This is a genomic window from Vibrio sp. B1Z05, from assembly GCF_052955985.1.
The window spans coordinates 974,676-987,681 of the sequence record NZ_CP130464.1 but is presented as its reverse complement, the minus strand read 5'-3'; the positions used below and the strand labels follow the sequence as shown (position 1 = coordinate 987,681).

At 41.9% G+C, this 13,006-nt stretch carries 12 protein-coding genes; 4 read left to right on the top strand and 8 right to left on the bottom strand.

The window, feature by feature from the left end; translation table 11 throughout:
* The first annotated feature begins 532 nt into the window (after positions 1–532).
* Both QV280_RS16945 and QV280_RS16940 read left to right on the top strand, forming a co-directional pair.
* Complete coding sequence (locus QV280_RS16945; RefSeq protein ID WP_447026286.1) at positions 533–2,458, top strand: alkyl/aryl-sulfatase; 1,926 nt, start codon at positions 533–535, stop codon at positions 2,456–2,458.
* A gap of 9 nt (positions 2,459–2,467) precedes the next feature.
* On the top strand, positions 2,468–2,929 hold the full coding sequence (locus tag QV280_RS16940) for a hypothetical protein (RefSeq protein WP_152820156.1): 462 nt from the start codon (positions 2,468–2,470) through the stop codon (positions 2,927–2,929).
* 443 nt (positions 2,930–3,372) lie between these two features.
* Here QV280_RS16940 and QV280_RS16935 read toward each other — a convergent pair whose 3' ends face one another.
* The 3 genes from QV280_RS16935 to QV280_RS16925 all read right to left on the bottom strand — a co-directional run bounded on the left by QV280_RS16935 (position 3,373) and on the right by QV280_RS16925 (position 5,027).
* Entirely contained in the window at positions 3,373–3,855 is a 483-nt protein-coding gene (locus QV280_RS16935; protein WP_152820155.1) for a protein-tyrosine phosphatase family protein, read from the bottom strand.
* Between the two features lie 140 nt (positions 3,856–3,995).
* On the bottom strand, positions 3,996–4,481 hold the full coding sequence (locus QV280_RS16930; protein WP_152820154.1) for a GNAT family N-acetyltransferase: 486 nt from the start codon (positions 4,479–4,481) through the stop codon (positions 3,996–3,998).
* A gap of 150 nt (positions 4,482–4,631) precedes the next feature.
* Complete coding sequence (locus QV280_RS16925; protein ID WP_152820153.1) at positions 4,632–5,027, bottom strand: DUF3465 domain-containing protein; 396 nt, start codon at positions 5,025–5,027, stop codon at positions 4,632–4,634.
* A gap of 211 nt (positions 5,028–5,238) precedes the next feature.
* Between QV280_RS16925 and QV280_RS16920 the strand changes: the two genes are divergently transcribed.
* Positions 5,239–6,207 carry an IS30-like element ISVa6 family transposase gene (locus QV280_RS16920; protein ID WP_152820151.1) on the top strand — a complete coding sequence of 323 codons (969 nt, stop codon included), beginning with the start codon at positions 5,239–5,241 and terminating at the stop codon, positions 6,205–6,207.
* Between the two features lie 25 nt (positions 6,208–6,232).
* Here QV280_RS16920 and QV280_RS16915 read toward each other — a convergent pair whose 3' ends face one another.
* From QV280_RS16915 to QV280_RS16895, 5 genes are all read right to left on the bottom strand, one after another.
* Positions 6,233–6,829, bottom strand: a complete 597-nt coding sequence (locus tag QV280_RS16915; RefSeq protein ID WP_152820150.1) for a class I SAM-dependent methyltransferase — start codon at positions 6,827–6,829, stop codon at positions 6,233–6,235.
* A gap of 146 nt (positions 6,830–6,975) precedes the next feature.
* Positions 6,976–7,773 (bottom strand): class I SAM-dependent methyltransferase, encoded by a 798-nt coding sequence (locus QV280_RS16910; RefSeq protein WP_152820149.1) that lies wholly within the window; start codon positions 7,771–7,773, stop codon positions 6,976–6,978.
* Between the two features lie 484 nt (positions 7,774–8,257).
* Complete coding sequence (locus QV280_RS16905; protein ID WP_152820148.1) at positions 8,258–9,301, bottom strand: DUF1254 domain-containing protein; 1,044 nt, start codon at positions 9,299–9,301, stop codon at positions 8,258–8,260.
* A 375-nt stretch (positions 9,302–9,676) separates the two neighbouring features.
* A complete protein-coding gene (locus QV280_RS16900; protein WP_152820147.1) occupies positions 9,677–10,921 on the bottom strand; it encodes an NADH:flavin oxidoreductase/NADH oxidase family protein in 1,245 nt (414 codons plus the stop codon).
* Between the two features lie 249 nt (positions 10,922–11,170).
* Positions 11,171–11,701 (bottom strand): hypothetical protein, encoded by a 531-nt coding sequence (locus QV280_RS16895; RefSeq protein WP_152820146.1) that lies wholly within the window; start codon positions 11,699–11,701, stop codon positions 11,171–11,173.
* Between the two features lie 536 nt (positions 11,702–12,237).
* On the opposite strand from QV280_RS16895, the gene kduD reads away from it, so the two are divergent.
* Positions 12,238–12,999 carry a 2-dehydro-3-deoxy-D-gluconate 5-dehydrogenase KduD gene (kduD, locus tag QV280_RS16890; RefSeq protein ID WP_152820145.1) on the top strand — a complete coding sequence of 254 codons (762 nt, stop codon included), beginning with the start codon at positions 12,238–12,240 and terminating at the stop codon, positions 12,997–12,999.
* Positions 13,000–13,006: the final 7 nt, after the last annotated feature.

The following is a 13,006-nucleotide window of genomic DNA, read 5'->3' as shown; positions in this document are numbered from 1 at the left end:
TTGCATATGTTCTCCCTCAATGAGTCTATGGCTTACAAGGCCACTGCTTTTCGCAACATTTATGTAGAAGTGTTATAGCTATGCGACTAGGTTAACTTTAATTAAGTATGAACAGCTGAACTTTTCAAGAGCGCTCTTATCACTTGCTTATTTATTAATCAGCGTTACTTATCCCGATTTAGATAGACTTCGACACCTAGTTCACCTTTCCTAATATCTGCTAGCCAACGTTCTGATGGTCAAGGCTGTTTATCCAAAGTCATTGTTGATACTGGATAAAAATCACGACTTCAATCACAAAAACGATCTTTACTGTCATCATGGATTTTTTGATAGACAAGCAACACCCAAATAACATCTTATGAATCAATGAATTATAATGGATAAAAGTAACCATTCGCACTCCTGCTAGGTACGCAGCATAGTTCATCGTTTTTTCATGGTCTGACATCTTTTTATTCGTCTATCCTTAGTAAGTAGTTTTTATATAAGGAGAAATGACATGCGACAACTTGGAACGCTGGGACTTGCTATGTTAGTGGTGCTGAGTGCTAATGCCGCCGATCCTAAAGACGCAACTCAATCCACAATAGATGTAAACAACCAAGTCAAACAAGACTTACCGTTTAGTGATAAGAAGGACTTTGAGAACGCTCAAAAAGGCTTTATCGCCAAGCAAGATGTGGTAACAATCAAAAACGAAAAAGGCGACGTTGTTTGGGACCTTGAAGCGTATAAAAAGTACATAGGCTTAGACAAACCTTCTCCTGACACTGTTAATCCGAGCTTATGGCGTAACGCCCAATTAAACATGATCAATGGCCTGTTTGAAGTTACCGATGGTATCTATCAGGTTCGTGGCTACGACTTATCCAACATCACATTTATTAAAGGCGATACGGGGTGGATTGTATTTGACCCTCTCATTTCACAAGAAACCGCCAAAGCGGCACTTGACTTTATCAACAAAGAGTTAGGTGAAAGGCCGGTTACTGGCGTTTTCTACAGCCACAGTCACCTTGACCACTTTGGCGGAGTGCGAGGTGTTGTTGATGAGAAAGACGTGATTTCAGGTAAAGTTCCTATTGTTGCCTCTCTCGGTTTTACCGAACATGCTGTGTCTGAGAACGTGATTGCGGGTAACGCAATGGGGCGCAGAGCCGTTTATATGTATGGCTCAATGCTACCAAGAAATGAAAAAGGCGGTGTCAATGGTGGTTTGGGTCAAACAACCTCTACTGGTATGGCTACGATGATCAAGCCAACAGACATCATCGAGAAAACCGGTGAAGAGCGTACCATTGATGGTGTAAAAATGGTTTTCCAATATACGCCAGGTACCGAAGCGCCAACCGAAATGAACATCTGGTTCCCAGATAAAAAAGCCCTTTGGATGGCGGAAAATACCACTAATACGATGCACAATATCCTCACTCTCCGTGGAGCACAGGTTCGAGATGCGTTGAAATGGTCAAGCTACTTACAAGAAACCATTGATATGTGGGGTGATGATGTCGAAGTGAAATTCCAAAGTCATCACTGGCCAATGTGGGGTCAGGAAGACATTGTTAAGTACTTTAAGACACAACGTGATATGTATAAATACACTCACGACCAAACCGTTCGTTTGATGAACCAAGGCTACATTGGCTCAGAAATTTCAGAGATGATTGAGTTTCCAAACGAGATTAATAATACTTGGAGTTCAAGAGGTTACTACGGCACCTTACGCCACAATAGTCGCGCAGTGTATCAGCGCTACATGGGTTGGTATAACGGTAACCCTTCTGATCTAAACAACCTACCACCAACAGATGCTGCGGATAAGTATGTTGAGTATATAGGAGGTGAGGAAGCAACCATCAACAAGGCGCAAGCTGACTTTGATAAAGGTAATTATCGCTGGGTAGCCGAAGTGCTTAAACATGTTGTGTTCGCTAACCCCGAAAGTGAAAAAGGGAAAGCACTATTAGCGGATGCCTATGAACAAATGGGTTATCAAGCCGAGTCAGGTCCTTGGCGTTCGGTCTACTTACAAGGGGCTTATGAGTTGAGAAACGGGGTTCCTGGTAGTGGTGGACTGACAACTGCGTCACCAGACATTATTAAAAACATGCCACCAGAAATGCTATTCGATTATTTAGCCGTTCGAATCTTGCCAGAAAAAGCAGCTGGTAAAGCATTTGTAATGAATATGAATTTCACCGATCTCGACGAGAAATACTCTTTGTATGTTGAAAACTCAGTCCTTAATCATACGAAGAAGCTCGCTGAAAAGCCTGACGTTTCACTGGAACTGACTAAAGCTACGTTAGATGACGTTCAGCTTGGTAACATCACCTTAGAGAAGGCGATTGCAGACGGCTCTATCAAACTGGATGGTGACCCAGAGGTATTGAAAGACTTTGTAGGAATGTTGGATAACTTCAACTTCTGGTTCAATATTGTAACACCTTAGGGAGTGATTATGACGAAGCGAGTAATAACCTGCATCGCTTCTGGTGTTATCGCATTAGCAAGCCCAACTGGTTGGGCTTGCTCATATGATGGGTTGTTTACCAACCCATTTAGCGAGAGCTACCCCGGAGCATTGGATGTATCCATTGCCACTCAGCTAGCCGTTAGATCTCAATCCATGCAGCCTCTAGAAGTCATAGATGGTGAAGCAGGGCTACGAAGAGCAAGTTGGTGGCTAAACTTGATGACCAAAGCACACCCAGACTTACCTAAAGGTTCTTATGTCTACGTGGTTGATCGCCAGCTGTGGTCACGCATTAGTGAGACAGACAATTCAATTAAAGTTCACGTCTCACCTCCTACCGATAACGTCAAAGTACTGCAAATATCCGAAGCCGCTCTGCACAATCTGATATCAAACCAGATAACGATCGATCAAGCTCGCGAGCTTGGGGTATTGAGTGAAACCTAAACACCGATAACTAATCTTTGGTGTTTATTCAATTGAATGTGATATCAAGGCTTTCTTATCTTACTGGAAAGCCTTTATATCTTTAGCCATCGACTTGTTCCGAGCAAGCCTAATACATCTTTAAACTCAATCTAAGAATATGATTGGTACTCTCAAACCTTTAATGTCCAATTAAAACCTTTAGCGTTTCGGTCATTCATTGCTTACATCCTATTGATTTTGAAGTATCGCATAGAATGAGCAGTACAAATTTACATGCTGATTCGGATAATTTTTGGTAAGGCAAATTCGTATGAGTAACTAGTTACTGCTATTTTACTCTAGCAACGAATGGGGCAAAGGTGTGTTTGCCGTAATCGGCGCTGGCACACCTCTGGACACAAACGTTTTAGGTGTGCTGCTCTAAACCATTTCGTTCAGATTAGAAAAAATATCTTGAAACCTTAAACGTTTGTATGGGTGTCTCTCAACGCGCTCAGTACCTTTAGCGCAAATTCGTCCCAACCAGGCGCAGTAAAGGCAATACTCCTTGCCTGTTTAACAGCATAAATGGCTTCTATAGGAGACAGTTTTTTGGTGCTCATTAAATATGCAGCCAAAGCTAGACTAGTGCGATCTTTACCTGATTTACAGTGAATAACAACCACACCATTGCGCTCGTGCTGTTTAATGAAATTGAGTATTTGTGGGAGAGTCTTTAAGCAAAGAGCCAAATCACCATCGAGAGGAGGTGCATTACTTGAAAGCGGAACGTTTTTGTAGGCAATACCCAATGAGTCCAGAAGAGAAACATGCACCATCTCACCATCATTCACAGATAGTATGGCAACTACGTTGTTATTGTGTAGTTCATTAAGATCCCACATACAGTTGTCAGGACCACACCTACCAGCCACTGATTTTTCGATAAAAAATAACTGCTGCAAGATAGTTCTCCATTAGACACCTAACGCCCAATTAAGGGGTGAGCAACGCTACCACTCGACCTAACGCATTGTACCGTAACCACTAAAAATGAAGTAGAAACAAAAATGCCAAGCGTTGGGAATCCCTCTAAAATTGCTTGTTATGTTCGTAGCCATTTGTACATGACGTGGCTATCAACTAACCCTAGATGAGCATGCTTATATGCCTTGGGAATTGTACCTATGATTTGAAACCCTAGCTTCTCCCAAAGCTTCACCGCAACTTCATTGGTAGAGACCACGCTGTTAAATTGCATGGCATCAAAGCCAAGCTCTAGAGCAGTTTCTTGAGAATGTTCACACATAAGGCGTGCAATGCCCTTACCTCTAGCTTCGCTAGAAACCATGTATCCACAATTACATATATGGCTACTTGGCCCCATTGCATTTGACTTGATGTAGTAAGAGCCCAGTACAACGTCATTTTCTACGAAAACAAAAGCTTTCAGGGGAAATTCACACCATAAAGAAAATGCTTGTTCTAGCGTCATATTTGGGTCAAAGGCATAAGTTTCTTGTGCCTGGATTACCGCAGAAAATGTTGGCCAAAACGACTCAAAATCGGCTTTTGTGATTTCCCTAATCATGAATTTCCTCCTAGAACATAACGCCGCGTTAAGTAGTGAGCAACGCTACCACTATACCTAACCTATTGTGCCATAAACACTTAAACCAAACCTTGAACTGAAACCGCCAAGCGTTGGGAATCTGCCTTAAACGCTTTGTTATGTGAATTTTTACTCGTATTTTTTACCGTTGTGCTTTAACCAACCATGTGGGTGCCTATTGTTGGGATCGTGGTGTGTCCAGTGCATTACACCACCCTTTTTATTCCATTCGTATTCACTGTAAAACTGAACTCGGTCGCCGACTTTTAGATTGAGAATACTTGGTGCTAAGTCGATGTTATGAGCAACAAGTAAAGTCTGCTTACTATCTAATTTGAGTATGAATTTTTGATGTCGACTTCCTTTGTTGTCATCTGGCAATAGGCGAATTACTGTTCCTGAACCACGAACTTGAAAGTCACTTTGATGATTTTCAAACGCCTGTCCGAGCTCGTAGTCATTCGCTAGAGCACTGAATGAAACTAAGTAAATAGCTGCTATAAATATTGCGAAGAACTTCTTCATATACTCAATTTCTCCAATTCACATAACGCCGCATTAAGGTGTGAGCAGCGCTTGGCTATACTTGAGCGAAGCGAAACTGCCAAGCGTTGCGAATCACTCTTGAACAATTTGTTATGCGCCTTGGATTCAAGTACGAAGTGCGACACCTCTGAACATAAAAACAGTGAGATGCGATAATCATGAACTTTGCTCCCGCCAAGAAGTAAAAAACATGAAATACACGCACCTCACTGAGAACGAAAGGTATATGATTTCTGCGCTCAGAAAGCAAGGAATTAGTACCGCTAAAATAGCTAAACAACTGGGTCGTCACAAAGCCACCATCTATCGAGAAATTGAACGCAATTCCCGATACAACAGACACTTTAAAAGGTACTCCTATCAGGCGTGGAGAGCCCAACAAATGGCTCGCAACCGGCTGAGTCGCTCGCGCAGGAATAAGCGCTACAGCGAAATCGACTTTAGGTTACCTGAGGCCCTGCTGCGACTGGATTGGAGCCCTGACCAAATCGTCGGATACCTAAGGGTAAGAGGCTATCCAACAATGAGCCACGAGCTCATTTATCAGCATATTTGGAACGACAAAACTCTCGGTGGAACCCTATGGAAACACCTACGCCAATCCACTAAGAAAAGGCGTAAAAGGTATAACTCAAAAGACAGCCGAGGACGGCTGGCAAATAAGCGCCATATTACCGAAAGACCAGAGAATGCTGAGCATCGAAAAGAGCCTGGTCACTGGGAGATTGATACCGTCGTTGGCCGCGGAACCAAGCACTGTATCGTGACTTTAGTCGACAGAATGACTGGCTACACTTTTATTGGGCAAATGGACGACAGAACAAGCGAGTCGCTCAACGTAAGAATGAGCAAAATAATGACCCGCTCTGATTTACCTTTTAAGACGATAACTGCGGATAACGGCACTGAATTTCATGGTTATGCACAATTAGAAAAACATCATAACTGTCTGTTTTACTTTGCAAATCCATACCACTCATGGGAGCGAGGCACTAATGAAAACACCAATGGTTTGATACGACAATACTTACCAAAACGAACTTCTATGTCACACGTGACACAGAAGCTATGCAATGAAATTGCACACAAATTAAATACGCGCCCACGCAAAAGACTTGGGTATAGGACACCAACGGAGTATATTCATGCGCATCTGTAAAAAGTGTCGCACTTCAAACTTGATACTAAGTACGTTTCACCGCAACCACGGAATATGTATGCCAGTGCTTCATTCTACCCAATGAAGTTTTTGCTTTTTCATCACGCTCAAAGAACCTGACTATTTCAAAACCTGAGAACAAAGCCTTTACTTCTGATTCCGATAACGGTGTTGTAGGGCTACGATAGTTGTGAGCCCAACTGTCTTTGAAACCCATGAAGTCACCAGCAAACACCCCACCAATTTCGATTGAAGATTTAATGTTGCTCCAAGTCGATTCAAATTGGTTTGGGTCAGCGAAGAACAAACTGGAATTTGCGATAACTACACCAGATTTTGGATAGTTGAACGATTCAAACGAAGACTCTGCAATATCCACTAATGAGTTTGACCCAAATCTGTCTCTGCAAATAGCGACCGAATCAGGATTAATATCGAAGCCATGAACTTGAAAACCCTGTTGCTCTAGGTATTCGATATCACTGCCTGTTCCACAACCACAGTCAGTGGCTACTTTGAGGTTTGATTCATTTAGTTGGGCTGCAAATTCAGTACGCTTTGAATGTGGGCGAGACAGTGCCTTTTCGTAGTACTGACGCCAAATTTCAGTATTTTCATCCATCAGTTTCTAATTTTCCGTAAAAGTACATAACGCCGCATTAAGGTGTGAGCAACGCTACCATGAGACTTAACCAGACCACCGTAAACACAAGACCCAACGATGGAATGAAAAATACCATGCGTTGGGAATCACTCTTAAATGCTTTGTTAACTGGCTTTTCTAGCGATCACTAAACCATGATTACTTGAACCTAATAAACTAGGTTCATCACAATTTATTAAGTGATAATCTAACCAAGTTTGATATTGAGATGGTGTAAAGCCATTAACACCATTAGAAATATAACGTCCAAAACCATCTGTTGCGGAGTGACCGATAACACCAAAACCATTGTCTTGAACCAAACATTCAATTTCAGCTGGTGTGGCGAAGTACCCTACATTAAAGAAACTATCTGCTTTTGAATTTGAAACTGTGCCGTGCTTATTTAATTCGATAAGCACTTCGGGGGTAATCAATTCCGGAAATTGTTGAGCGAACATGCCCGCGACAAAAAAGCGTGAGATATAGGCAACAGCTAACACCCCATTTGGCTTCAGAATACGCAAAGCTTCTTTTATCGCCAGCTCTCTTTCGTGCAGAGTTTTCAAGTGATATAAGGGCCCTAGGATCACACAAACATCTTGAGAACTACTCTCAATAAATGAAACGTCACACGCATTTCCCTCAAACACTCTTAAGTCGATACCCTCGGATTTAGCTTTGGTATTTAGAATATCGACTTGATCAGGCACAAGCTCTACAGCTGTTACATCACAACCCATATTTGCAAAACTTAAAGAGTAACGACCCGTAGCGGCTCCCAGCTCACATACCGATTTGCCTTTTGACAAATAAGGTTCGAGTTTGTGCATTGTGGTGTCAAACTCTAACTGAGCAATATACTGTCTTGTCAGTCTTTGATCTTCATTAGCACCCGTATATTGGGCTATCAGTTCTTCCAATGTTCAATACTCCTTTTGCCAGTTAACGCTTATTAGACGACAAATTGTCGTTTTTCACCCTTCAAAAACGCAGTTATTTTCATATAAAATAGAATTATAATCAATAACTTATGACACATAGAGAGAAATTGGATAGCAAGATGTCGCCTAATGACGGGAGTGAACAGTTATCAACTCAATCGAATAAGTTTTAGTAGGGTAAACGCACGCCCTTTGAATCTAGTAGAGTATTTAGTCTAAGTAATTTTGGGGCATTTATAAGTTAGCTCAGAGTCCATAACAACACCCATCTGGGAAAAATCATACCAGTACTTTACTCGACGATTAGTTACTTCAAATATAGATGGGGTGATTATATTGGAGAATTATTACAGTAGTAGGACGGTAGCCAGCGTAATTTGCCAAAACGACTAAACCTGCAATAAGAGAATAAAAACCCTATTGCAGGAAAAGCCATTTTTATCAGTGGATTTAGCTACCTTGACTATTTCACAGGCTTAATCCCCTTACTCGGATCAATCCCCTTATACAAAAACTCCGTAGTAGGTGCATAGTGACGCACTAGCACATTCCATTTTTGACCGTCTTTTAAACCATCTAACGGAATGTTATTCGCGCCGTATTTTTCTTCGTCACATCCAAAGTACACGGTGTAGGTTCCGTCTGTATTTGGTTGGGCTACACCGCTGTTAGCGCTTGCATCGTCATTGAACATGAAGCCATCTTCGTTATATACGGTAAATGACCAAAAGCCTTTATTTTTTGGATCTGCAAATGTCACTGAGTGGCACTGGGTCGATTCAAAGTTTGGTGAATATTGGTAAATATTGTCTTTGAATGTTGCTCCGCCCCATCCGTAAGCAGCGCCTTGGATGCGTTTTTCGGCGGTTGTGTATTCACCAGTACCAAACATCTTCTCTGAGTCAGCCACACCTTCAGCAGCGATCTCCGTTAAGATCACTTTCTTCACCGGCTCAAGCTTTGCGGCGAGAGTAGGTAAGTCGTAGCCACCATAAATAGGGTAGTCATCTTTTGAGCCTGCGTTGATAACTAGCTGGTCTTGTAGCTTGTTAAGCTTGGCGATTTCTTGTTTGTCATGAATATTTGGCAGATAAGCTCGAACTACCACGAACATGAATTTTGTCGAGTCTGGCACTTCTAGGGTTTCATTGCCCTTGGTGTAAACCATGTCAAAAGTTTGGTGGTTTTCATCGGTAAACTGCACCATTACAAAGCGGTCACCAAAATCAGGTAGTGTCAGCGTGGCGCCTTTTTCGGTATCAATGACCGCTGTCGAGTATATAGTGTCGCGGTTCATTCGCACGATAGGCTGATCTTCAGTGAGCGGCGGAGTGCGAAAGTGTCTCCAACTGTTGACGCCATCAGTTGCTTTAGCTTCAGTGACTGCAAAATACTTAGAGGTTTCTGCTTGAATATAGTTGTCTCGGCTAATGTTTACTTCAGCAGATGCCATAGTTGACAGGCCTAAGATACTTACTGCGATTGGTGCTAGTAGAAACTTTTTCATCTATTCAATACCTCAATTCGTTCTAAGTAGGATGCAACCACTGTTGGTATTTTCAATATAGTAGTTGATTCAAATTTTATGCTTATCAATGAACTGCAATCATTGTCTTAGCAAGTACGAATGAGTTTATGGCGTACTGAGGGTAAGCACCAATGCCTATTACTAATATCAATAATAATTGAAATGCATATCATTAGTTCTATGGTGGCTATTTTTTGTATATCACTGATTGAAGAAACAAGCGTATTTGTAGGTCATGATTAGCTTGGATTACATATGAGGGGGAGGGTTATTGGCTGGCTTTACCTTTGATTGACAGAGCTTTGCTTAAGCTCTGTCATTTGAGGAGTTGCACTTATTCTCTAAATTCTGGGTCTATGCTCTGCGTTTTTTGAAGGCATGCCATCCCGCGCTGAAAATGGTTTTTACTACAACACTAAGCGCACTTAATTTCGGATCACTGTTTTTGCCTTCGGCAATACGCCACATTTGGTGTTCGTACCATACCAATCCTACCATCGCCATTTTATCAAGCGCAGGCTTACCGGTTGTTGGTACGGTTAAAGGCATTCCATAGTTAGAGTCTTCGATGAGCTTGTTAGGGAAGTCAGGGTCTACCGCCATGGTGCGCGCAATACCGATAAAGTCCGTCGCTGATGTACTTAATGCTTCGTTCATTGCTGGCGCGGTTCTAAAACCGCCTGTTACCACCAGTGGTGTACTGACCAATTTTCTGACCTTAACCATATAATCCATAAAATAGGCTTCGCGCTTTATTGTGCTGGCTTTTACAGGCTCGTTTTTATTTTTAGCCCCCATCATTGACGGGCTTTCATAAGTACCACCGGAGATCTCAATCAGGTCTATGCCGTTTGCACTTAAAGCCTGCACAACCTGCATCGACTCTTCTTCGGTAAAGCCACCTTTCATGAAATCAGCGCTATTGAGTTTGATTCCGATAGGAAAATCATCACCGACCTCTTTGCGAATCGCTTGGTACACTTCTAATACAAAGCGGAGTCGGTTTTCTAATGAACCGCCCCACTTGTCATCTCGTTGATTGTGACGTGACGATAGAAACTGACTGACAAGATACCCATGAGCACCATGGATCTGCACTCCGGTGAAACCTGTTTGTTTGGCTAGTTTGGCGCTGGTTGTAAACTTAGCAATGATCTCGTAAATTTCGGCTTCAGTTAATGCACGCGGCGTATTAAAGCCTTTCTCTAGACCACCGCCTAACGAAATAGCCGAAGGGGCAACGGGCTTATCACATAGGAACTTAGGAATTTGCTTGCCGGGGTGGTTGAGTTGCATCCATATCTGCGAGTCATTTTGCTTTCCGGCATTGGCCCACTCAATAAATTGCGATAAGTCGCTTTGCTCATCTAAAACCACATTTTTAGGTTCACCAAGGGCATTTCTATCCACCATCACATTACCTGTCATCGATAGACCAATCCCGCCTTTTGCCCAGCGTTGATATAGGTTGGCTATGCCAGATTTTGGATTATGCTGCTTGTCACCAAGTTGCTCACTCATCGCTGATTTAAATAAGCGATTTTTAATCACTTGGCCATTGGTAAGGGTGAAAGGTTTACTGAGATTGATTGAGTTCATGCTTGCTCTAACAATGAGTTTGTCTTGGTATGATGCGTGGCAGTATGCTTTATTTTGCTTAGAGTTCCGAGCATTTAGTGCCTGAACCCTGACAATTGGGTTATAGAAAAGCTTGAGGTAGAGGCATAAAAATCCGTATGGATGCTTTGCTCCTTCGCCGAAAAATTTACGACAAAGGAGCAATACTCTTTTGGAAAGCCCGATAAAAAACGAGGTTAGTATTTGAAATGGATAACGTTGACTTGCAACTTAATTTGTCGGGTTAACCATAGCAAATACGTTGCTTAACCATTCTTCGTTATTTCTAGCGTAGCCATATATAGAGCTGTCTACATGGGTAGTGTTTTCATCTATATGCGTGTACTTTCTAACTTCACCAGCACTATCGTAGGTTTCAAGAACGTTGCCAGTATTACTATAAACGATGGTTACTTCTGTCCCTGCAATATTATCTAACGCTCCAGTGCCTAACATTGGCCTTGTAATAATCACACGGTTAAAATCAATGGCACTGTTATCGTTATCACGCACGACGGAAGAAATTACGCCTCTATTAGCGCTGTTTACGTAATTAGAAATAACCTGTTCATCATCGGCAACATTACCGTCATTAAATTTAATCACAGTGTTGCTTTCACTTTTCAATATCTGAGTGCCATCAGAGAAGAACGTTAATCCATTTTCTAATGAAGACTGAAACGTTGCTTGAGCGGCTGTGCTTGTCAAACCTAAACTTAATGCTGTCAACAACAGTGCAGGCAGTCGTTTTCTTCTAATCATTCATTGATATCCTTTTGATTCATTTTAATCGGTAAGAGCGTTAGTAGTGCGTGGGTCTATAGGCGAATGTGGCTGATCAGAGAGGGCAGCATTGAACACATGCTTAACCCCGAAAAAATCCCTTCGCGCCTTCGATAAGAAATTATATTCATATGGTGAATATAATAGAGTGTGATTTATGTCTGTGGTATTAAATTTTTATGTTGATGAACAGTAGGTTGGGGTATGTCACAAAGTTTGTAGTGATTATTGATTTGGCTTCCTATGAGAGGGGTACAGGTTAATCTATCAGAAACGTTTGTTTCTGTTTTATGCATCAAATCATTGTTTCAAAGACGCTGATTAGACAAAAAGCATCTTTGTATTCTTCGGCTATTACTCTTTTTCTTCTATGTGTCTTTACAGGTTGCCCACTTTCTTTGCTTTCAAAAAATAAAATAACGTTTCATTTATAATTGAAATGCAGTTTCAAAAACTGCTATAGTAGCCTCATTAAAGAGACACCCACTAAAAAATATTCTTCTTGAGGGCAACAAATGATTCTCGATTCTTTTAGTTTGCAAGGCAAAGTCGCCATAGTGACAGGCTGTAATACTGGATTAGGTCAAGCGATGGCTATTGGTTTAGCCAGTGCTGGGTGTGATGTGGTTGGTGTAAATCGTTCAACTTCATTAGAGACTAAGCAAAGTATTGAGCAGCTTGGACGTCGCTTTGTTGAAGTGGAGGCCGATCTTTCTAAGCTCGATGATATTCCCATTATTATCGATCGCGCTGTGACTGAGTTGGGGCGCATTGATGTGCTAGTGAATAACGCTGGAATTATCCGCCGCAATGATGCTATCGAGTTTTCAGAGCAAGATTGGGATGATGTGTTAAATACCAATTTAAAATCGGTGTTTTTTCTGTCTCAAGCGGTAGCAAAACAGATGATGACTCAAGGTGGTGGCGGAAAAATTATTAATATCGCTTCTATGCTTTCGTTCCAAGGTGGCATTCGAGTGCCTTCTTATACCGCATCTAAAAGTGCGGTGATGGGGTTAACACGTTCTATGGCGAATGAGTGGGCTAGCCATAATATTAATGTTAATGCTATCGCTCCGGGCTATATGGCGACCAACAATACCGATGCTTTACGCGCTGATGAAAAACGTAATCAAGAGATATTAGAGCGAATACCTGCAGGTCGTTGGGGCAAACCAGAAGACATTGCCGGCCCTTGTGTGTTTTTAGCCTCGGCCGCGTCGGATTATGTGAATGGCTATACTGTTGCCGTCGATGGCGGTTGGCTATCTCGTTAAGTTTAGA

Excerpts from the sequence above, each read along its gene's own strand:
- QV280_RS16945 (WP_447026286.1), top strand. The coding sequence starts at position 533 with ATGTTAGTGGTGCTGAGTGCTAATGCCGCCGATCCTAAAGACGCAACT.
- QV280_RS16940 (WP_152820156.1), top strand. The coding sequence starts at position 2,468 with ATGACGAAGCGAGTAATAACCTGCATCGCTTCTGGTGTTATCGCATTA.
- QV280_RS16930 (WP_152820154.1), bottom strand. The coding sequence starts at position 4,481 with ATGATTAGGGAAATCACAAAAGCCGATTTTGAGTCGTTTTGGCCAACA.
- QV280_RS16925 (WP_152820153.1), bottom strand. The coding sequence starts at position 5,027 with ATGAAGAAGTTCTTCGCAATATTTATAGCAGCTATTTACTTAGTTTCA.
- QV280_RS16920 (WP_152820151.1), top strand. The coding sequence starts at position 5,239 with ATGAAATACACGCACCTCACTGAGAACGAAAGGTATATGATTTCTGCG.
- QV280_RS16915 (WP_152820150.1), bottom strand. The coding sequence starts at position 6,829 with ATGGATGAAAATACTGAAATTTGGCGTCAGTACTACGAAAAGGCACTG.
- QV280_RS16905 (WP_152820148.1), bottom strand. The coding sequence starts at position 9,301 with ATGAAAAAGTTTCTACTAGCACCAATCGCAGTAAGTATCTTAGGCCTG.
- QV280_RS16900 (WP_152820147.1), bottom strand. The coding sequence starts at position 10,921 with ATGAACTCAATCAATCTCAGTAAACCTTTCACCCTTACCAATGGCCAA.
- QV280_RS16895 (WP_152820146.1), bottom strand. The coding sequence starts at position 11,701 with ATGATTAGAAGAAAACGACTGCCTGCACTGTTGTTGACAGCATTAAGT.
- kduD (WP_152820145.1), top strand. The coding sequence starts at position 12,238 with ATGATTCTCGATTCTTTTAGTTTGCAAGGCAAAGTCGCCATAGTGACA.